The sequence below is a fragment of the Bacillus sp. LSHTCR4 genome (genome assembly GCF_057197025.1).
Map to the genome: position 1 here is coordinate 55,056 of NZ_JBXUNO010000004.1, position 20,831 is coordinate 75,886.

The window sequence follows — 20,831 nt, forward strand, 5'->3', positions numbered from 1 at the left end:
TGTATTAAATAGTGCATTCTTATCATTTTAGTCAAGAAGACTCCTTCCTCAAAGGAGAACGTTCTTGGGATTGCCCATGCCATGGTTCGCGATTCTTGTATACAGGGGAAGTACTTGAAGGGCCTGCTGAAGAACCATTACAAAAATACGATTATAAAATGATAGATAATCTTACTTCAGAAGACTCTGGTTATTAACTAAATTTATGTAGCGGTTATGAAACTCGGGGGAAATTATTATTATGATGGCAGCTTTAAAATTATAAAATCATGGAATAAATACTCAAACAAATTATATGAATAATATATTGAAGTTGCACGAGTCAATAATCTGTTGGGGTACGACAATATTGCTGTAACAAGAAGCATAAGATGACCAAAATGTCCATCTTATGCTTCTTTTAGTTTACGATAAGCTTTTATTATTTAATTTTAATTTTGTTATTTTACACGTATTCAGTTGCAATCCGGTCCTATTTGCGGTTTTCCTATTTGTACAATCTATTTATTTTGTGCAATCTTAGCACCTTCATATAATTTATCCGTATAATTTTTAAGGTCCTGCCAATTATCCTTTGCTGTATTCAGATCTGCTCTTATAATCTCATCAAACAAGTCCAGATTAATGTTGTCAACACTGTCAATCAATGATTTATATTTTTTCTCCACTGTCCCCCACTGAGTCTTTATATTTTCAAGAGCAGTAACAGCTGTACCAACTGTTGCAGCCATATGTTCCGTTTTATTTTTGGCATCAGTCAAAATAACTACTTCTGCCTCTGCTCCAGAAATTCTGGACTTTAATTGTTCTATTTCTTGTTGTGCAGATGCGATATTCTTGTCAGTAGTGACAATCAATGGTATACCAATCGGTGGCATAAATACAGATAAAGCTATATAGCCACCACGTTTATCATAGTTTTCTTTAATTGTATTATTACAATTCTCAATTCGTTGTTGTAGAAGCGGAATACCAGCGTTCGTACTTTCTAGAATATTCTCCAATTGATTGAAATCTTCTTTGAAATTTCTTGTATTTTCTGCTATTTCACCTTGAAAATTTTTCAATTTTTCTAACAGTACATCTAATTTTTGACTATTGTACAAAATACTATTGTACAAATTTTCTAGTTCATATTTTAATTTCTCTGTATCTTTTTGCTCTATAGCAGTTAGTAAAAGCTTATAACTTGCTTGAAACGTATCATTATAACTTACAATATTCTGATGCGTGTACATAATACGAGTTTTAAAATACATGAACCAAAAGTCGGCATTCTCTATTGCATCTCGTTGATGTTTAATCATGTTTGCTTGTAAATCACCATTAATAGAACTTATTTTACTTAAATCTGTCAGCTGTTGATTACTGATTGTATTGGCATATGAATCCATTGTAAGGATATTTGCCACCATTTTTCCCATTACTTCTTTAAATTCACCAGGACCAAGGGAATAGTTCTTCAAACTTTCTTGCTGTTGGGACACAGTTTGTTCTGCTGCCAAAGTATGAAGTGGAATTACATTACTCGCTGCCATTCCCGTAATGATTGTTGACAAAATAATTTTCTTATATAAATTCTTATTCATCTTTTTCACCTACTCTTTCACATGCATCACATATTTTATTAAATTCATAAGCTTCCATTCTTTACTTCAAATGAATTACGATTATTGCAAATAAAACAACATATTAAAATAGAGATTCTCGTACTTTCTTATTCTATAATCTTTATTTAAGTTTCATAACTATATAGGAAGTCTCCTGCTCAAACTTGAACAGGAGACTCACATTATGTGTTCTTCAAAAGAGAAACTCAGTATATTATATTTTTCATTACTTCGGCAATTTCTTGAAGTAATATTATTATTTCAAGAAAGAAATCTCACTACTTTGAATATTTTCAGCATACTTTCTAATCTGCTCCCAATGATCATTCGCTGTATCCAGATCTGCTGTTATATCCATAGCAAGGAATTCTGGGTCAACAGCTTTAGCACTCTTAATCAATGAGTCATATTTTGTTCCCATTCCATCCCACGCAGTCTTTATATTTTCAAGAGAAACAATAGCTTTATCAATTGTATCTGTTAAATTTTTAATATCACTTTGTACTATCGTTAACCTAGCTGACTGTAGTTGCGCCATTGAAATATTTTGTGTTAGCGTTATAATTTCTTCTTGTGCCTTGATTATCTGCTGCTGCGATGAAACTACTCCGTATATCCCACCTCCTAATATAGGTGCACCAATGGGCGCAAAAGGTGAAAGAACTAAATATGCACCAGCAGCAGTTGCAACCGACGATGCAATATAAATTTTGTTATTCTCATCGATTAATGCTTTATTTGTTTCGATTTGCTTCTGAAACAGTGGAATTCCAGCTTCTTGACCAGTTAAAATATTTACAATGTCTTCAGAATTCCCTTTTAAATTTTGTGTATCTTTTTCTAATTTGCCGCGAAAGCTTTTTAAGTCCTCCACTAATTTGGTCACTTGATCTTTATTCTGTGAAATTTCACCATTCAACTTTGTAAGCAAAGCTGTTAGTTTGACCGAATCATTTTTATATTGTAATAAATAACGAGAATAATTTTGGAATTTTGTATCATAACTGATAATATTTTGATTCGTTGTAACTATCCCTGATTTCAAATTATTTAACCAGTATGTTGCATTTTCTCTAGTAAGATTTTGATTGGCTTTAATGGCTGTTTTTAAATTATCGCCAACTGAAGGTAAACCATCCAAATTAATATCTGCTTGTTTAAGAATAGTTAAAGCATACAGATCCATTACCAACATATTGGATTTAGTTTCCTTCATCGCATGATCAAGCCCTGTTGGTCCAAGGTAATAACTAGGGTATTTAAGGTCTTGATGATTTGCATAAATAGGTGCTGATTCCTCTGCCGAGGCATATGATGGCATAATACCACCCGCTACGATTGTTGCTATTAATGTAGATAAAGCCATTACTTTATAAGGTTTTTTCATCACATTTTTCTCTCCTTACATTATTAAGAATTATTGTTCTGAATTCTACAAATTTCATCCTGTTACTTTTATTTTTGTAACACTCTCTTGATATTCCGTTGTTTGTTTTTTCAATTCATCCGTAAACTGTTTAAGCTCTTTTAATCGTGCTTGTAATGAATTAGAATCTATTTTCACACCAGTATTAAGACTTGTCCCTGTTTCAATCATTATGTTATTAAAGGTGTCCCAACTACTTACTAGATTGTTAAAACTCTGAGTTTGCTTTTTAACTGTTCTTGTAAAGTTATTTAATTGCTGCTCAATAAGTGTCATTTGAGTTGCTTGCACTTCAATATTCGATAAGTTTTGTACCAATTGAATTAGTTTCTGTTGCTTTTGAGCAATAGCTTTATTCAGTTCTGTTACTCTATCATTTTGGAGTTGTCCATATTGGTTATAAATCGCTTCCAAATTAGACACGTCTACAGTTTTATCCTTAACTCCGTCTTTTATAATATTAATAACCGACTTTGTAATATTTAAAGAACCGTCTAGATTTTCTTTTGGTAGAGCTAGAAGTTTTTCAAAATCTTCTTGAATGCCTGCATTAAGTTGTCCCATTTCCGTTCTTAATTTTTCAATGTCTCCGTCTGAACCCTTATAAGATTCAAACGCTCTGCTAACTTTACTAGAAAAATTATTACTATCTTCAGCCAATTCGTTTTTAGAATTGTTTAAGTCTTCTGAAGTTATTTTCATATTATACTGAATTTTTTGCACGTCACTTTGAAGTAAGTTAAAAATACGTACAAATAATGCTTTTGCTTCCGGATCTTCATTCATTTTTCCAGCTAGTTCAATTAATTTATTGTAATAATTTGTAAACCTTATTCCGAAACTCTGTATGTCTTGATTTACAACGGATAATTTATGGTTATTTATATCCAGGCAGTCTCGAACATGGTTTCTTATAGTGCCTTGATCAGTAGTTATTCCATATATAGTACTTACATCAAGATCTGGTTGCTGTAATATGATTAGCCCATATCCTTGAATTAATAGCGTCTGTGATCCTAAATTCGTAATCGAATTTGATAACCTATCCATAGCGGGTCCAAGTATACTACTTGGTTGTAAATAAGTTGTATTACTTTCTGCAAAAGTATTTACAGGTGAGAAGCAACTTGTAGATACTGCTGTAACTAATAACCCTGCGACTAACGCTTTTTTCATGGTGATCCCTCCCATTTATTGGTGTCTTTTGATAAAATAGTTGGACTAAATTTTAATTAACTTAAAATCCAACATTATAACTATTAATCTATATAGATTATTTTAAAGATGTTTTTTTAGGAATATAAATATAGATTGTAAACATTTGTACATAATGCCCTACTATAAACTTAATCCCTAAGTCATTACATAAAAGGCATATACGAAAATAATCCTGATTTTATATGTCTTAAAATGTAACTAACATCTTGTGCCCTTATTAAAACATCAAATTTTCAGTGCGTATATAGTAAAATTTTGTAGGTTTTTGTATAATTTTATCCTTTTTTATTTTTTTATCTTAATTATTTAATATGTGTACAAATTAAAATACTATACTTCTAAAATTACTATGCAACTTCACCACTATAATTAAAATAATTATAATTTAATAATACCGATAAAAAGGTACCTAATTTAATTTAACTAGGTGAATTTTCATTTCCAAAAAAATATTTTAGTATAATTTTTCAATACTCTTCGCTTATTTCTTCCTCTATATGGATATGTAAAATTGCATATCCATATAGAGGTAAGTTAACTATTATATATAGTCATAATTGGTAATTTTCCAAATAACTATTATGTACTACCACTACATCAATATTAAGTTTCCATAACTTGTTGAAAACGTTAGAGTAACGGAACTTATCCATTACTTCTATAACAATTATTCGTTGGATTCATCAGTCTTGGACAAAAGAATCCGACATGATCTAAAACAACTAAATGTCCCCGATAAAGTCAATGAAATATATATGGGGTACCGTCACATCGCTATCAAACTAAGAAAATGCAACTCCCCCCCCCCAGAACAAAATTTTGTGCTAACTTGTAACAAGATTGCTCTTTCGTTTTAGATTATTAATTTGGCGTGCCCATTTTCTTTCTACTAAATGTATCTTTTAACTTGCGTATATGCAGGCATTCGAGTTGCAGAAATAGTAGCGCTTGATATAGATGATATTAATTTTTCCGAAAGGCAAGGTACCATCCGAGTAAGACAAGGTAAAGGAAATACGGAACGGATCATACCGTTACATAAAGAAGCTCGTTATGCTATCACCGACTATTTAAAGTCCAGGGAAAGTACAGCAGATGCTTTATTCCTTAGTAACAGACAAACACGTATTAGCAAAAGAACGGTGCAGCATGTCTGTAATAAATACGGTGTGAATCCTCACAAATTCAGACATACATTTGTTACCGATCTTGTTGATGCTGGTGTTGATGATAAAACTATCCAAACACTAAACGGCCACGAAAGCCCTGCTATGATTACTCGTTATCGCAGCGTTAGACCAGAAGACAAACAAAAAGCTATTGAAGCCTTGTATAGAGACCGTGATTAAGCGATTAGGATTCTTCCCTTTTCACTTTTCTTTTTGCAAATATATTTTCCAAGCATCCTGCCCAGGTTTTCGTTTGCTGCTGCTGATCCCCGGCACTGCCTTTTTCCTTCTCCCACTGCTCCTCTAGAATAGCGAGTCTTCTTTCCTCGATTTCTAATTTTCGTGGAGTAATATTTGCTAATGTATCCAGATTTTCCACGGCTTTTAACTTTTTGTCTTGTATCCTTGTTAAGGCGTCTTCATGTGCTAAAACAGCTGCTATTCTGTTACCTTCAGTTTCTTCTATACTTTGCTCTACCATTTCGAACCCATCGACAGTTATGCTCTTATATTCCCCACTTGCTAAGTCTTCAACTTTTGTCTGCCTTTCTACAGGCTTTCGTTGCTTAACAATACGTCTTTGAATTGGCGTTAAACCTTCACGTAGTGACTTTATACGTTTCATGATGAACATTTCACGATACGTATACAATTGAATTGCATCCATACACTCTTGTATTGGATCAATTTCTTCTATTTGGGGTACAGCTACATCGCTATCAAGTCAAAATTTTGCACTAACTATATAGCAACAATACATTTTCCTTACTTATAATTCTACAGAAAGAATAATGTATTTTATTCATTTTGAGGACCACATAATGAGTATAGGATATCAGAAAAAATTGGTTGAGGTTAGTAATTCCATACTATTTCATTTCATGCAAAAGGAATTTGCTCATTATTAACGAAAGTGTAGGTTAACTAGATGAATTCATTCATCTATCGTACTATAAATAAACATGAGAGCAATCTTATCCTACGATACATAATTATGATCCGTTTTAAAAATTAGTAAAATTAAGGAGCAACATTGTATGGGGAAAAAAGTACTGTTTTTTGGGGATTTCGGAATTGACGATACGATAGCTATCATATACGCGCATTTGACAGACAAAATTGATGTTATAGGAATTGTTGCAGACTATGGGAACGTACCTAAAGCTGAAGTTGTTAGAAATGTTCGCTTTTTACTTAAAAGTGTAGGTAAAGAATATGTAAAAGTTTTTGGTGGGGCGGAGCATTCCATGTCTTCAGAAGCTGAAACTTTTTATCCAGAAGTTCACGGTAAATTTGGGATAGGACCCATTTATACAGGACTAGAAATTCAGACATTTGAGAATTTTTTCGAGGTGCTCACACTTATTAAGCAGCATAAAAATGAACTTATTATCGTGAATACCGGGCGGCTAACTTCACTTGCAACTTTATTTCTCCTTTATGGTGATGTGATGGAATATGTACATTCTTATTATATTATGGGAGGAGCTTTTCTATATCCAGGAAATGTTACTCCCATTGCTGAAGCTAATTTTTATGGCGATCCTGGATCAGCCAATATTGTAATGAGATACGCAAAGAATCTATCAATTTATCCTTTGAATGTTACACAATCGGCTATCGTGACACCGGAAATGGTCAATTATATCCACTCTAAAGGGAAAACTAAATTTTTAAAGCCTCTTTTAGACTATTACTATTATCAATTTTATCAAAAAAAAGTTCCTGGAATACAAGGTAGCCCGGTTCATGATGCACTTACTTTAATTGCAATTAATCGTGATGACATTTTTACGTACCATCAATCAGCAGTGACAGTTAATGTACTTGATACTGTAAGAGGACAAAGTATAGGAGATTTTAGGTCTACTTTTGAACCAGAAACATTCGGTAATCGTCCAAAACATAGGATTGCAATACAAATGAATTATGAAAAGTTTTTTAACGAGTTTATGACTGTAATGACTGGAGAACTATTTTAGGTAACCCCCTTATATATAAGTATATGTTTTGCTATCAAGCTAAGATTTTAAAGTACCCTCTAAATGGAAATTTGTTGTTTTTATAGACCTGGAATTTAATTATGTTTGGGGGTAACTTATTCCCCTAAGTTGATGGTGATGTTGTTGAGACTCCTAAAACATTTTATGATTCTGATATTGCGCATAATTATGGTAGATTTGTAACACCAATTACATCAGTTTATGACCCTGGATCATATGTAGCTGTTATGAGACTTGGAGAAAATTATTATTATGGTGGCAGCTTTAAAATTAAAAAATAATAGAAGTTAATTTCACTAATGATAATATTTTTGATATGATCAATGTATAATAAAAACATAACTCATGTAATAGTCTAAGGCGGTATACTTGACCAACGGCCGCTTAGCTAATGAGTTATACCCCTTAGAAAAGGCACCTTGCAGCAGGGGTGCCTTTTCTTTTATTTTTTTTAGTGGTACATCATTCTAAATTGAAGCTATATAGTTAAAAAGTATAATGATTAAATTGTAATTTAACACTCCTCCCCTCAAGTGGCTTCTGTATATAATACATTTAAAATATATTTTTTTTATAAATCAAAGATATCCTGACATACTCTTAAAATTTTTTGTGCACGAATAAAATCTCTCCGTAAACGTCCAATAGCTTTAAAATATACCAAAATTGAGAAATATGAAAAAGACACTCTTATAAGTACCCTTCTTAGCAACTAAGTCGGCTGCAGCTACTACCATAACCCATATGAATTCCGCCTATAAGAGGATATTTTAAGTTCATATTTAATTATTAAAATAAACCGCACCAAAGTTTTCATTAAATCTTTTACACCAAACAGAAACCGAACCATATTCATTTACATCTATCCCTTCAGGAATTTCGTAGTTTTGATCTCCTTTATTTCCCTTTAATTTTCCTAATTCAATATACTTATAGTTTTTCACGTCTTCATTATTTTTCAAACGATTTGTAGGAACTAATACAACTCGTACATCTGGCCCATTAGATGTTGCAAAATTAGAAAGTCGTAAAACACGTTTTCCATCCGCTAATTGGTGAATTTTTGCCGTTCCGGTTGTTTCATGGACACCGTTTTGAAACTGACCTTCCCTTATTACTCGATCACTTTGCATCTTTACTTCAGTTGATTGTATCTCTGCTTGTGGCAATGATTCATTTACGTGCTTATCAATAAATAATTTCTCTGGTCGGAACAATGACCATAAAATCCCCAATACAATTATCAAACCACCTATAAGCCATACATATTTTCTTTTCATAAAGTAAAAAACCTCCTGTAACATACTGTGTAGTAGTATGTTAACAAGAAGGTCTTTCATTTTTCTAACATAAATGTTACAAAAGTCTTTCAGCCATCTTATTTTTTTACTGATGTGATGGGAAGAGTGAACCAAAATTCACTTCCCTGCTTATCATCTGCACGATTCCTTACACCAATTTCCCCTTTGTGCATTTCAATTAATGATTTTGCAATGGCTAATCCAAGTCCGGAACCTCCAGATTGTGAACTTCTTGATCGGTCTGTTCTAAAAAAACGTTCAAATACACGTAATTGATCATTTGGAGAAATTCCTATTCCTTCATCCCGCAAAGTGAATTGGACCTTTTGAGTTAGTTTATTTTCCACTACAGTCAACTCAATTGTTCCAGAGATAGGAGAATATCGAATTGCATTATGTAATAAATTACCTATGACCCTTTCTATTTTACAAGGCATAATCAAAAGTCGAGGTAATGTATCAGGGACATCCAATTGCACATGGATTTGTTTGTCCCCTAATAAGACAGAATGCGACTCTAATACATCTAATAGAACTTTATCTAAATGTGTGAAACTTGGGTGAAAATCTACTTGCTCAAACTCTAACTTTGAAAGATCAAATAAGTCGTTAATTAATCCATTTAATCTTTCTATTTCTTTTAAAACCGTTGCTAAGTATTGCTTTTTCATTTCAGGATCTTCAATCAGGTTATCTTGTAATGCTTCTATCATCATTTGCATGCTAGCCATAGGTGTTCGTAAGTCGTGTGAGATATTGGTAATTAGCTCCTTACGAGAGTTTTCCTGCTCCTCTAACTTAGTAAACCCTTCTTCTAATTTTTTTGCCATCTGTTGAAAGGCTGTTGCTAATTCTTTAAACTCACGTGGTTCTTGCCCAATTATATACATTGTTTCAAAGTGTCTATCACTAAATTGTTTCGTCAATTTTATTAAATTTTGTATAGATCTCATGATAGGACGTGTCATTAACCAATAAATAACCGTTGAAATAATGAATGCCACAAATGCAATTACTGTTAATAACCGCGTTTGTTCCGGTTCAAGTAACATTTTTGTCTCACTATACCATATAGCAATTACCATAATACTGGTACTTAATAGATTCATGAGTAACAATTGAATACGTAATCTCATGTTTCATTTCCTCCATTTGGCTCAAAGCGATATCCTATACCCCAAACCGTATGAATCCAACGATTCTTTATCGTATGCTTCTCGAGCTTTTCACGTAAACGACTCACTAATACGGTAACTGTGTTTGATGCCCCTTCATGTCCAAAATCCCAAATTAATTCAAGAAGCTGCGAGCGAGAAAATACTTGTTTTGGATGCTTTGCCATGAGATAAAGTACCTCAAACTCTTTCACCGTTAACTCCACTTCCTTATCACAAACAAGTACATATCTTGTCTTTGGATATATTTTTAAATCTGGAAACTCTATCACTTCCAATAGGGATTCTTTCGCTTGTATTGGTACATAGCTTCCTCTTCTTAGTATAATTTGAACCCTTAATACTAATTCACGAGGGGAAAATGGCTTGGTTAAATAGTCATCTGCCCCCATTGTTAAACCTAAAATTCGATCCCTTTCCTCTCCCTTAGCAGTTAACATAATAATAGGGACATTTGACTGTTGACGAATTTCCTCGCATAATTCCCATCCATCTTTTTTTGGCATCATCAAATCTAATATAATTAAATCTGGTTGATGTGTAAGAAATAAATCCCAACCTTCTTTACCATTTACAGCGGTATAAACTTCATATTCTTCTCTTTCTAAATACCGTTTGCATACTTCTCGAATATTTTCTTCATCTTCTACGATTAAAATTCTTTTCTTCATATACTATCCTCACTTTTTTTTCACCAATAACACAAAATTTTTTTCTATTATTTAATAAAAATATCTTTATAGGTAAAGATATAGAAACTAATCACATAAATAAATCAGAATTCTAAATTTCAGCCTCTAAACGAATGAAAATTCAGAAAATAAATCATGTAATACAGATAGTAATTTTAACATTTGATTACTTATATGACTAGATAAGTATTTAAAATAGTAGTTACTAAATTATATAAATTAAAAGAAATGAGTCCGATTCAACATCGAACTCATTTCTTATTAGTAACCTAAATTATTGTATCTAACTTTTCGGATTCAATTCATTTCCGTTTCTCTTTCCAAACTTAGCAACAGAACTATTACCTATTACTGAACTCTTGATAGATTCCATGCTATAGTATCAGTCCCATTCTCTCCATTACCATATTTCATATAATCGATTAAATATCCTACCTTTAACTTGTTACCATTAGATAGTATGTTCCATTGCTTATGGTGTCCAGTGAAATTCTTTGGATATGCATGATTAAATTTAAAAGTACTTGCGTTCTGTTTTTGATCTAAATGGATATAACTATCTTGAAGTTTTAAATATGCATAATCTGAATAAATAGGATTTTGAAATTTAATTAATACCTCTTCATCCTTTTTAATTGGTTTTCCAGGTTTAGGTTGACCTACTCTTTCAATAATTACATTCACTTTTTCATCGCTAGATTTTTCAGACCAAAGATACTCCCATTTATTCCCGGCATGATGACTTCCCCAATAAGCTGTATTTCCATATGAAGCCACGGTATAAGGAACTCCTTCTGTAACAAATTCACCTGAATTATCTACTACATAATCTTCAAATTGTTTATTAGCTTTAATTTCAGTATCAATCTTTTGTGTAGGCGTTAAATTGTGTGCGTCATTGATTTCAAATGTAACTTTTCTGTGCGCAGCAATTTCAGATTTAATAGGGTGTATATTTTCTCTAGACTCATATGTAAATCCATTCTCACGTTTAACTAGTGTTACTGTTTGTGACGGAGCATTCCATTTCTTGTTATACGTAGTAGGAATCTCTTTACTCACTCCAAATAAACCAGGTAAAATTGTTGCCCTAATCTTTTGCGTCACAGAATCATAACTACCTTCTACTAATGTTGGTTGCTGTAGTTTTGCAAAAGCACCGTGTACAGAGTCTTTATGTAAATAACCACGATCTCCCTGTCCCGCTTTTAAATCGTTTAATGCATCAATTCCATTATTAGCTGAAACCACTGATACGTTATTAGTACTTTTAGCCTTGTTTACAATATGATTTACTTTTTTCGTATCTATATTTACATGTTGAAAAACTTCGTTATAGGATAAAACTGGCTTATCAGCAAGAGATTTGTCTTTAGGAGTATATACCCTAAACTTTGGTATATTTCCCATATCTGTTTCTAATTGTTCAGTAGCTGCATTCACTCTAGACTCATATCTCCCTGAATCCCCCAAATGCATAATTTCTTCACCTTTTTCAATAGATAAATCCATTGTACTTGTAGGTAAAACTTCAATCGAAAGAAGTTCCCCTTGTTCAACAGCTTTTAATTCATCCAAAGATAAAACAATATTTGCATCTGCTTGTCCTTCTAAACTGTCAATTACTACTTCTGTTTTATTTCGTCCACCTTTTTCTGTACTTAAATAGTTTGCTTTATAACGATCTTGTGTTGCCTTTACAGTATTAATAATTTTGTTTCCTAAACGAATATTAAAATGAGGCGAAACATTTTCAGCGGATGCTGTTCCTACATTCTTATATTCCAAATGTACCCGTAATTTTGCTGCGTTCGCTGTATCCACAGTTGTTGCAGTAGACCAATCAAAATTATTTGTATAACTCTCCGTTTCCGTAGTTGTTTTTGAATATCCATATCCCACATTTGCTGAAACACTTCCGGAAGGAACAGGACCGGCTGCTGAGCCTTCTACACCACCTGAACCACTTAAACCTACATTAAATGAATGTTGTGTAGATACACTTTTTTCCCACCCTCTGCTAACTGATCCGCCATTATTATCCGTAATGGTTGCAATAGGAATTACTTCAATTCGTTTGACACCAATTTGCAAATTCGGCATGTTGGCAACTATCGGATTGAAATTAGTATCAGAATCGTTGTTATAATTCTCAACCTCATACATATCAGTAAAAGGATCACCATCCGTATTTGCATTCATAGGATTCGATATAAATTTTGGTTTCCCTTTATCCTTCTCAGGATCCCATGCTTTCGCTTCATTTTTTCCAGTTTGTGAATTGAATTCAATTTTATATCCATTAATCTCTAAGTCGTTAGAAATACCATCTTTGTCCCAATCATTGTTTGCCATTTCAATGTTTTGTGTAATGAGCGAACCTATCTCCCCATCAGATCCGAGCGTGAAATTCTTATCTTCTTTTTTTGCATTTGCATTCTCTTGGAATATTTCAACTGTACTTCCTGGATTCAGTTGTTTTACATCTGCTAAAGCAGGAGATGCTAGAGTCAGTGCCATCGATACACTACCTAATACACTAATTGCTGGCTTTAATTGTTTCATTGTTATTTTTCCTCCTTGGTTTCTAGGTCGATTAGAACACCTACTTGTAAGGTTAATTTCATCATATATAACGAATCTTTCTTTTCTCTCTCATAACTGTTAAAAAAGTCTCTCGTAAATGTTACAAAACACTTACAAAGTTTTTAAAATCTATATATGAAACATCAAAAAGCCGTAATATGAAGAATCGATTACAATATATACAAAAAAGCAGCTAGCCAAAGCTAACTGCTTACTAACTTATAAAATTTCAGCAAAAGAATGTAATAATTTTGAAGTGTGCAAATTGGGAGAGTGACTTCAACTATAGTTCCCTTATTCACTTCACTCTTAATAAATACCTTCCCCTGGTGTGCTTTAATAATTTTATAACAGACCATTAATCCTAAGCTGATTCCCTCTTCCTTAATGCTGTAAAAGGTTCCCCTAAATATGACGATTAAAACCGCTTTTATTTCGAAATATTCAGAAGTATTTCGGGTTTGTAAGACAAATGAAAGATAATTCAATATGAGAAATATTGTAGTTTGGATACACTCATTAACATAAACTACAAGAAAAGAGGTATACTCGTATGGGCATACTACAGGTTCGCGACTTAAGTAAACTCTACACAGGAAAAGTATCCTATAAAGCACTTTCAAGTATTGATTTGACCATAAATAAAGGGGAGTTTATAGGAATAATGGGGCCATCTGGAAGTGGAAAAACTACTTTCCTCAATATGATTTCTACTATTGATGCGCCAACATCGGGAGAAATATTGATTAATGGTAAGGACCCTTATCGTTTGTCCTCTCATGACTTGGCGCTATTTCGACGTCGTGAATTAGGATTTATCTTTCAATCATTTAACCTTTTGAATACTTTAACAGTAAAAGAAAATATTCTTCTTCCACTTACATTAGACAATGTAAATCTGAAAGAAATGCACAAACGAGTAGAATTCATTTCCAACCAATTAGGTATTGGGGAAATTTTAAATAAACGAACTTATGAAATTTCAGGTGGACAAGCTCAACGAACAGCGATTGCTCGTGCACTCATTCATTCTCCTCGATTAATTCTTGCAGATGAACCGACAGGGAACTTAGATTCAAAAGCTGCTGGTGATGTAATGGAACTATTAACAACATTAAACAAGGAACAACAAGCAACCATGATGTTAGTGACACATGATCCAATGGCTGCGAGTTACTGCGACCGAGTGGTCTTTATTAAAGATGGTACATTTTATAATGAAATTTATTGTAGTGATAATCGTTCGATGTTTTATCAAAACATTATAGATGTATTATCCTTACTAGGAGGAAATCAACATGAATTTTCGTCAATTCGCATGTAATAACGTCATTCGCAATAAACGATTATATATCGGTCATTTTTTAAGTAGTACATTTTCTGTTATGATTTTTTTTGCTTTCGAGTTACTCGCATTCCACCCTTATTTCACTGGGAAACTTGCATCGACAAGTGCAACCATGAGTGCTTTGGGCACACAAGGATTTAAGATTGCTCAATATTTGATTGTATTTTTTTCCTTTTTCTTCATTTTATATTCTGTCACTGCATTTTTAAAAACAAGAAAGCGAGAATTTGGAATTTTAATGCTCCATGGTATGGCTAACTCCCAATTACACAAACTGATCTTTATTGAAAATATGTTCATTGGGTGTTGCTCTATTCTTGTTGGTATTGGACTTGGACTTGTCTTTGGAAAATTAGTTTTGTTACTGAGCGCTTCTCTTTTGACATTAAAAGGTGGTCTTCCATTTTATTTTCCATCCAAAGCAATTCTAATAACAGGTCTCTCGTTCCTCATCCTATTTATAGTTGTTTCTTTGTACACTACGCGAATGATGAAATTATCTCAGCTTATCGAACTCATGAAATCAGAAGAAAAACCAAAACCAGAACCAAAGTCATCTAAATGGTTAGGTTTACTCTCTATTCTTTTTATTGGTATAGGATATGCATCAGCATTTTATTTATATACTGCGTTATGGAAAGGAGATAGTTTTGTATATGTTATGTTAGCTTGCGTCTTTTTCACTGTAGTAGGAACATACTTTTTATTTACCCAACTCAGCTTTTATCTCATCCAAACATTGAAGAAGCGTCAACATACGTTCTTTAAAAAGACCAATCTGTTAACTCTTTCAGAGTTAGCGTATCGAATGACAGATAATGCGAAAACCCTATTTCTAGTGTGTATTCTTTCTACTGTTGCTTTTACTTCTATTGGTGTTTGTCTTGCAGTGGGAAGCAGTACATTCGTACAATCTCAGACTCCTTATGCATTTAGTTATACATCCTATAAGGAAAATGTGGAGGAAGCATCTCATATTGCTCAGATACAAAAACAATTGAATGATGCTGACTTTTCCTATAAATTGGTCTCTCCTACTGTTTTTACAACAGAAAATACGGCAGATATCATGAAGCTTACTGATTATAATGCATCCGCTAAAATACTAGGGTATCCTGTTGAGACTTTGCAGAATGAACATGACAGCCTCATTCTTCCATCAAAAAGTAGGCTTAGAAGAGAATCTCAAGATGAACTAAAAAAAGAAGTTTCATCTTATACACTGCAGCAAGGGAATATACGTATCAATGTTTCTGGTGAAAAATTATTAATGGATAATATATTGAGTCCTTCCTATGGTTATATTTCTGTTGTCTCAGATTCAGTTTACGAAAAAATAATCAATACGCCACCATTGCAAAAACAAGAGCATAATGAATATACACAATATGGTTTTTTAATTGAAAATTGGACAGAAACAGAAGATATCTCTAAACAATTCATAAAGATGTTCCCTTATGATAGCGAAAAAATGAATCCATCTTATAAATTTGAATCCTTATTTTTACAATGGTTAGAAGGAAAACAAGCGAATGGACTTCTTTCTATTATTAGTGTATTAGTAGGAATTGTATTTTTTGTGTTTGCGATCAGCTTTTTGTACTTCCGTCTATTTACAGATCTAGATCGAGACAAACAACAGTATGAAATGCTTTCTAAAGTAGGATTAACCCAAAAAGAGTTAAAAAAAATTGTAACTCAACAAATTAGTATATTATTTTTTGTACCAATTGTAATTGCGATAATTCATAGTAGCGTGGCGTTTGTAGCATTACAATATTTAGCGCAGCGTAAGTATATAGATTTATCTGTTACAGGAAATTCTATTCTTATCTTTACAAGTTTTATATGTGTGCAAATTGTTTATTTCTTAATCATACGAAGAAATTATTTACGTCAGATACTTCAATTAATACGCTAATGTTTCAGGTAGTTTAAGCATATTTACAAACTAACTACATTAAATGGAACATTGTTTTTCAGCTCAATGTTACTCAGGAAAGTTAGGCATTTTATTTCGTTATATTTGGAAATTTATTACCATTTTTTCTTTTAACTTATGCTGTTATTTTAGAATTTGTAGATGAATTCTTACAAATTACACCTTAAAACAATAAAAAATAAAGATTTTAGGCGAAACAACGTTTAATAGACTCCAGGTTGATTTTAAAGGGTTTAATGAGTTTCTATACTATGTGTATTGTCACAACAAATAAAAGCTCTTATAAATGAATCTGAGTGGCCGTTTTTAAGTTTTAAAAACCTATTTTTAGATTTTATGTAAATAAAAGGGAGTAAATTCATCTTAGGGGATCCTTATTCCTTTTATTTTTTATTCTTAGTGTAACCTGTATTGTCCTGTTAATTGCTCTTCAGCCATTCGAACTAAGCGCTTTATAATTTCTCCACCGACAGAGCCATTTGCACGCGATGATGTATCAGGTCCTAGTGTGACTCCCAATTCACGGGAAATTTCATACTTCATTTGCTCAATAGCACTTGCTTGCAGCAGAAATAAGAATTTTATTTGTATTGCAAAGCTAAAGGAGCTATAACTACTGGGGATATTAATTGGGATTAGGAAAAAGCTAAGGAAGACTTTCTCATTTTGAAAGTCTTCCTTTTTATATAAGTTTCATCTAGCTTCCAAGATAATATTCTCTTTGAACTGTTTCTCTTTACTCCTTGTTTCAAGAATGTAAATTCATTTACACAACTTCGCAACAGAACCTAAGAAACCACGGATTTTTTAGAAAAAGCTTGGCAGTTTTCACAGCTCATTTACTACTCATATAAAAATCCATTTTGCACCAGATCCTTTTTAAGTATCTTTTAAAATAATTGAAGGTTAATTTTATTTAGAAGTGCTAACTTATTAGTTGTAAATAATAAGTAATCTAATTTCTTTGTTCTAATAAAGATATGTTCTGAATGCTGAATGCATTTTCCGATATTCACCACTTTGGTAGTGTCTGTAATATTATTATTATTTTTATAAACTTTAAGTATGTCCTCTAAGGGAATACTTATCATTGCACCTTGCCATATAATAGTCATTGTTTCTTTTGATTTTATAATTTCAATTTCTTTCATGTTACTATTAACTCCCCAACATATTTAAGTTTGTCTATATAATATAAAATAAATATTAAGAGCATAAACCCTCCAATTTCATTTATATTTTCACAGCCATTTTGTAAATACAAGTATTTATGATAAAAGAGGATTAATTAATTTTGTACTCATTTATTTTGAGATAGGACGCTATAGGGATACGGCAACGATTCCTTCTTTTTGGGGCCATTCAAAAAGACAGATAGGATTCAAAAAATCTATTGGATCCCATCTGTTTCTAATCTTTGTTAATATATATATAATTTCGAAAGCTCTTCTTCTAACAAGCTTGAATTATAATTAGGTGCTAGTACAATGTTTGTGTATGTTCCTATACCTGAAAGGTACTTGTATTTATGTTTGAAACCGGATGGAATAAAAACAGATGCAGGGCTTTCAATGATTTGCACGTCTCCTTCGATTTCCACTTCACATATAAGCCCTGTACCATCTATGTTATTACCCCAAAAAATAAAAGCACTATCACAATGATGTGCATGATAATCCACATGACCTTCCAAGTTTTCGTCCATATGTTGGTTACAGAATATACGTTGTATTACATAAAATGAAGCACGCTCATCTGTTCTATGATCGATTTGTACCCATCGTTCCCCTGGTCCATCCCTATGATACAAAAGTTCAGATGCCCCTTTTACAAATGGTTTACTAACACGTAAATTCTTTGAAAGACGAGGGCCTTTTCGTTCTACCTGTTTTTGTTGTATCTTCCTCACTCTTCCTATCATTTCAGGTTGAATTCCTTCATATGCTAAAACATTATGATTCACAGCTTTTACGTGATAAGGTGCTGTATGTGTAAAAACATTTTTTCCAATGATAGGTCTCCAATGATCAACTTTACAACCTGTAGCCAATTGAAGAGATTGTGTTAATTCTGGAATCATTTTTAATTGAAAGTATTGATTATATTTTTGTGATAACAGAACAGATAAATTTAGTAAATCAACAATCCCAGCCCGTTCACCTATCCCACATAAAGTTGCATCAATAACACAAGCCCCAGCATCAATAGCAGCAAGAGCGTTGGCTATTGCTAGTCCTAAATCATTATGAAGATGAACTTCAATTTCACAAGGAAATGTTTCTACCGCTTTCTTGACTATATTTGCACACTCATTAGGTTCCCAAATCCCCACAGTGTCTGCCAAACTAATCCGATTTGCTCCAGCTTCGTATGCAATTTGTCCAAGGTAAGCAATATCTTCCCAGGTAGTTCTGGACGCATCTTCAATTGTAAATCTTGTTTTCATTCCTAAAGTGCTAGCTTCTTCAATCGCTTGTTTCACTTGGTTTACCACATAATCTTTTGATCGATTGGTATACTTTGTTTGCAAAGAAATTGGATTAATAGACGCCCAAATTCCTACCCAATCGGCACCAGCTCGATAAGCAGCATGAACTTCTTCTTTTTTTGCTCGAGCATGCATTAAAATATCAGCATGTTCTGCAGAGGCAGCAACCTCTTGGCAGATCTCCTCTTCTTCACGAGAAACCCCAGGATGTCCAACCTCAATTAAGGTGATTCCAAAATCCTCCAACATATGAAGTAGGTTAATTTTATCTTCTTTTGAAAAACGGACTCCACATTGTTGTTCGCCTTCGCGTAAAGTGGCATCTAATATTGTTATATTCTGGCTCATTACTCTTTTCCTTCTTTCATTTCTATAAAGTTCAATACTTGTTCAAATAGTATAGGGTGATTTTTTTCATAAACAGCCCAGTGCGTGGCATCAGGAATCACAACTTCCTTTTTGTGTTTGGCACCTGTTAATTTTGACAACATATCTCTATCGGCAAATAAATCATCTTCTCCATAAATAACCAGCACAGGAGAAGTAATCTGAGATGCATCATATAAAGGACGGTTATTCCAAATAGAATATAAATCTTCAAGAGGCCCCATCGGTCGACGAATTATGCCATTATTTTTCTCGCTAATTGGATCTGAGCGAAGAAATACTTCTTTTACAGAATCCAGAGCTTCATTTGTTACAATTTTTTTCTCGCCCATCATCATATGCCAGTGATGCATTCCTTTATCAAAGTCTACAGCTTGATAAGAGGGTGCATGTGGATTGAATTCCCCTCGCTGTAACGGATTGTCAAAGGGCTCTGTCATCATTGGAAGCGTAAATCCATGCATGTATCCATATAAAACAAGTGTATTAACATCATTAGAATGTGATATTGCATAATTTCCAGCTACCACTCCCCCATATGACCAGCCAACAAGATGAATTTTTTTTACATTTCTTTTACTTTTAATCCAATTTACAACCGTTTCTAAATCTTTTGTTGCATCGTCCAAATGAATGATTGGTTTATTTTGATTAGGCGGTTCTGACATTTCTTTCGGTCTTGAAGATTGCCCAAATCCTCTAAAATCCATTGCCCACGTGTCATATCCTTTTTTAGCATACGCATCCATCCATGAGTATTTTGATACATCAAAAGCTTCTGCAGTAGGAACACTAAACGGTTCTAAAAACAAAATGATTTCGTCAGATGTATACTGTTTTTTGGTATTTATACTTTTATGAAGTAAAAATAATGTTTCGTCTTCTTGTGAGATTTTATATTCTTCTTTTGCTATTTTAGATTCTTTGCTCTTCTTTTGAACCTCTTGGTGATTAGAACAGCTAGACAGTAAAAAAATAAAGAATACTCCTATTAAACTTATATATTTCCAATTTTTCTTCATTTTTAAATTCCCTTTCATTTCATAGAAATGATGGCTATAATTCCAGCTGCAATAATTAATCCAGCTGGTAACCCCTTTGTAAACAATACGGCAATCAGAGTACCAATTAAAACGCCTAATAATATGGTAGGATTCATAGGTAGAACCCCTACCCCTTTTCCTCCTATAAACGACACCATAAAACCCGCTAAAATTGACCCCAAACCAATAGGAGAGGTAATACATTTTATTATGTTTTCAATGGTAATCTTCCCAGATGTGATAGGCACTAAAAGAAATAACATGAGAAAGAAAATTCCAATCGGAAAGGCATATTGTTGAATATAATGCAATATCGCTTTTTGCCCAATAGCAAGCAACACACCTAGTAAACTTGCTGCACTAGCTAATGCATAATCTTTAACAACCAAAGCGAGTATAAAAATAATTCCTAGCAGTATAAAAGAAACCATATATTTTCCCTC

The 20,831-nt window shown here is 32.9% G+C and carries 17 protein-coding genes and 3 pseudogenes; 6 read left to right on the forward strand and 14 right to left on the reverse strand.

Annotation, left to right across the window (positions count from 1 at the left end):
* Positions 1-50 precede the first annotated feature (50 nt).
* A pseudogene (locus AC2CGR_RS22575) lies at positions 51-197 on the forward strand (Rieske 2Fe-2S domain-containing protein); the annotation flags it as partial.
* A gap of 303 nt (positions 198-500) precedes the next feature.
* Here AC2CGR_RS22575 and nheC read toward each other — a convergent pair.
* From nheC to nheA, 3 genes are all read right to left on the reverse strand, one after another.
* Positions 501-1,589 (reverse strand): non-hemolytic enterotoxin subunit C, encoded by a 1,089-nt coding sequence (gene nheC / locus AC2CGR_RS22580; RefSeq protein WP_163247705.1) that lies wholly within the window; start codon positions 1,587-1,589, stop codon positions 501-503.
* 277 nt (positions 1,590-1,866) lie between these two features.
* Positions 1,867-2,997: a non-hemolytic enterotoxin subunit B gene (gene nheB, locus AC2CGR_RS22585; protein ID WP_484481290.1), complete on the reverse strand. Its 1,131-nt coding sequence runs from the start codon at positions 2,995-2,997 to the stop codon at positions 1,867-1,869.
* 54 nt (positions 2,998-3,051) lie between these two features.
* Positions 3,052-4,212, reverse strand: coding sequence for a non-hemolytic enterotoxin subunit A (nheA, locus tag AC2CGR_RS22590; protein ID WP_484481178.1), 1,161 nt, complete (start codon positions 4,210-4,212; stop codon positions 3,052-3,054).
* Between the two features lie 935 nt (positions 4,213-5,147).
* Here nheA and AC2CGR_RS22595 point away from each other — a divergent pair.
* Positions 5,148-5,603: a tyrosine-type recombinase/integrase gene (locus tag AC2CGR_RS22595; RefSeq protein ID WP_484481179.1), complete on the forward strand. Its 456-nt coding sequence runs from the start codon at positions 5,148-5,150 to the stop codon at positions 5,601-5,603.
* Positions 5,604-5,607: 4 nt separating this feature from the next.
* On the opposite strand, the gene AC2CGR_RS22600 is transcribed toward AC2CGR_RS22595, so the two are convergent.
* Positions 5,608-6,090 carry a hypothetical protein gene (locus tag AC2CGR_RS22600; protein ID WP_484481180.1) on the reverse strand — a complete coding sequence of 161 codons (483 nt, stop codon included), beginning with the start codon at positions 6,088-6,090 and terminating at the stop codon, positions 5,608-5,610.
* Positions 6,091-6,460: 370 nt separating this feature from the next.
* Here AC2CGR_RS22600 and AC2CGR_RS22605 point away from each other — a divergent pair, with 370 nt between their 5' ends.
* Together AC2CGR_RS22605 and AC2CGR_RS22610 are read left to right on the forward strand one after the other, a co-directional pair.
* Complete coding sequence (locus tag AC2CGR_RS22605) at positions 6,461-7,405, forward strand: nucleoside hydrolase (protein ID WP_097948964.1); 945 nt, start codon at positions 6,461-6,463, stop codon at positions 7,403-7,405.
* Positions 7,406-7,560: 155 nt separating this feature from the next.
* Positions 7,561-7,707 (forward strand): annotated as a pseudogene (locus AC2CGR_RS22610) (DUF5065 family protein); the annotation flags it as partial.
* A 501-nt stretch (positions 7,708-8,208) separates the two neighbouring features.
* On the opposite strand, the gene AC2CGR_RS22615 reads toward AC2CGR_RS22610, so the two are convergent.
* From AC2CGR_RS22615 to AC2CGR_RS22635, 5 genes are all read right to left on the reverse strand, one after another.
* Positions 8,209-8,706, reverse strand: coding sequence for a DM13 domain-containing protein (locus AC2CGR_RS22615; RefSeq protein ID WP_017658083.1), 498 nt, complete (start codon positions 8,704-8,706; stop codon positions 8,209-8,211).
* Positions 8,707-8,804: 98 nt separating this feature from the next.
* Complete coding sequence (locus AC2CGR_RS22620) at positions 8,805-9,863, reverse strand: sensor histidine kinase (protein ID WP_484481181.1); 1,059 nt, start codon at positions 9,861-9,863, stop codon at positions 8,805-8,807.
* The gene (locus AC2CGR_RS22625; RefSeq protein WP_086391258.1) at positions 9,860-10,573 is read right to left on the reverse strand and encodes a response regulator transcription factor; all 714 of its coding nucleotides are present in this window, start codon (positions 10,571-10,573) and stop codon (positions 9,860-9,862) included. The genes AC2CGR_RS22620 and AC2CGR_RS22625 overlap by 4 nt, the downstream gene beginning before the upstream one ends.
* A gap of 369 nt (positions 10,574-10,942) precedes the next feature.
* On the reverse strand, positions 10,943-13,159 hold the full coding sequence (locus AC2CGR_RS22630; protein WP_484481182.1) for a binary toxin-like calcium binding domain-containing protein: 2,217 nt from the start codon (positions 13,157-13,159) through the stop codon (positions 10,943-10,945).
* A gap of 224 nt (positions 13,160-13,383) precedes the next feature.
* A complete protein-coding gene (locus AC2CGR_RS22635) occupies positions 13,384-13,797 on the reverse strand; it encodes an ATP-binding protein (protein ID WP_484481291.1) in 414 nt (137 codons plus the stop codon).
* On the opposite strand from AC2CGR_RS22635, the gene AC2CGR_RS22640 reads away from it, so the two are divergent.
* Positions 13,734-14,504 (forward strand): ABC transporter ATP-binding protein, encoded by a 771-nt coding sequence (locus tag AC2CGR_RS22640; protein WP_484481183.1) that lies wholly within the window; start codon positions 13,734-13,736, stop codon positions 14,502-14,504. The genes AC2CGR_RS22635 and AC2CGR_RS22640 overlap by 64 nt on opposite strands.
* The gene (locus AC2CGR_RS22645) at positions 14,479-16,449 is read left to right on the forward strand and encodes an FtsX-like permease family protein (RefSeq protein WP_484481184.1); all 1,971 of its coding nucleotides are present in this window, start codon (positions 14,479-14,481) and stop codon (positions 16,447-16,449) included. Before AC2CGR_RS22640 ends, AC2CGR_RS22645 begins: the two co-directional genes overlap by 26 nt.
* Before the next feature lie 417 nt (positions 16,450-16,866).
* On the opposite strand, the pseudogene AC2CGR_RS22650 reads toward AC2CGR_RS22645, so the two are convergent.
* The 5 genes and pseudogenes from AC2CGR_RS22650 to AC2CGR_RS22670 all read right to left on the reverse strand — a co-directional run bounded on the left by AC2CGR_RS22650 (position 16,867) and on the right by AC2CGR_RS22670 (position 20,819).
* Positions 16,867-17,050, reverse strand: a pseudogene (locus AC2CGR_RS22650) (alpha/beta-type small acid-soluble spore protein).
* 310 nt (positions 17,051-17,360) lie between these two features.
* The gene (locus AC2CGR_RS22655) at positions 17,361-17,621 is read right to left on the reverse strand and encodes a SunI/YnzG family protein (RefSeq protein WP_017658116.1); all 261 of its coding nucleotides are present in this window, start codon (positions 17,619-17,621) and stop codon (positions 17,361-17,363) included.
* Positions 17,622-17,890: 269 nt separating this feature from the next.
* The gene (locus tag AC2CGR_RS22660; RefSeq protein ID WP_484481185.1) at positions 17,891-19,306 is read right to left on the reverse strand and encodes a homocitrate synthase/isopropylmalate synthase family protein; all 1,416 of its coding nucleotides are present in this window, start codon (positions 19,304-19,306) and stop codon (positions 17,891-17,893) included.
* Positions 19,306-20,367: an alpha/beta hydrolase gene (locus tag AC2CGR_RS22665; RefSeq protein WP_484481186.1), complete on the reverse strand. Its 1,062-nt coding sequence runs from the start codon at positions 20,365-20,367 to the stop codon at positions 19,306-19,308. Before AC2CGR_RS22665 ends, AC2CGR_RS22660 begins: the two co-directional genes overlap by 1 nt.
* A 14-nt stretch (positions 20,368-20,381) precedes the next feature.
* Positions 20,382-20,819, reverse strand: a complete 438-nt coding sequence (locus tag AC2CGR_RS22670; RefSeq protein WP_065705829.1) for a DUF441 family protein — start codon at positions 20,817-20,819, stop codon at positions 20,382-20,384.
* Between the last annotated feature and the right edge of the window lie 12 nt (positions 20,820-20,831).

Coding starts and splice junctions, on each gene's coding strand:
- nheC (WP_163247705.1), bottom strand. CDS start 1,589: ATGAATAAGAATTTATATAAGAAAATTATTTTGTCAACAATCATTACG.
- nheB (WP_484481290.1), bottom strand. CDS start 2,997: ATGAAAAAACCTTATAAAGTAATGGCTTTATCTACATTAATAGCAACA.
- nheA (WP_484481178.1), bottom strand. CDS start 4,212: ATGAAAAAAGCGTTAGTCGCAGGGTTATTAGTTACAGCAGTATCTACA.
- AC2CGR_RS22595 (WP_484481179.1), top strand. CDS start 5,148: ATGTATCTTTTAACTTGCGTATATGCAGGCATTCGAGTTGCAGAAATA.
- AC2CGR_RS22600 (WP_484481180.1), bottom strand. CDS start 6,090: ATGGATGCAATTCAATTGTATACGTATCGTGAAATGTTCATCATGAAA.
- AC2CGR_RS22605 (WP_097948964.1), top strand. CDS start 6,461: ATGGGGAAAAAAGTACTGTTTTTTGGGGATTTCGGAATTGACGATACG.
- AC2CGR_RS22615 (WP_017658083.1), bottom strand. CDS start 8,706: ATGAAAAGAAAATATGTATGGCTTATAGGTGGTTTGATAATTGTATTG.
- AC2CGR_RS22620 (WP_484481181.1), bottom strand. CDS start 9,863: ATGAGATTACGTATTCAATTGTTACTCATGAATCTATTAAGTACCAGT.
- AC2CGR_RS22625 (WP_086391258.1), bottom strand. CDS start 10,573: ATGAAGAAAAGAATTTTAATCGTAGAAGATGAAGAAAATATTCGAGAA.
- AC2CGR_RS22630 (WP_484481182.1), bottom strand. CDS start 13,159: ATGAAACAATTAAAGCCAGCAATTAGTGTATTAGGTAGTGTATCGATG.
- AC2CGR_RS22640 (WP_484481183.1), top strand. CDS start 13,734: ATGGGCATACTACAGGTTCGCGACTTAAGTAAACTCTACACAGGAAAA.
- AC2CGR_RS22645 (WP_484481184.1), top strand. CDS start 14,479: ATGAATTTTCGTCAATTCGCATGTAATAACGTCATTCGCAATAAACGA.
- AC2CGR_RS22655 (WP_017658116.1), bottom strand. CDS start 17,621: ATGAAAGAAATTGAAATTATAAAATCAAAAGAAACAATGACTATTATA.
- AC2CGR_RS22660 (WP_484481185.1), bottom strand. CDS start 19,306: ATGAGCCAGAATATAACAATATTAGATGCCACTTTACGCGAAGGCGAA.
- AC2CGR_RS22665 (WP_484481186.1), bottom strand. CDS start 20,367: ATGAAGAAAAATTGGAAATATATAAGTTTAATAGGAGTATTCTTTATT.
- AC2CGR_RS22670 (WP_065705829.1), bottom strand. CDS start 20,819: ATGGTTTCTTTTATACTGCTAGGAATTATTTTTATACTCGCTTTGGTT.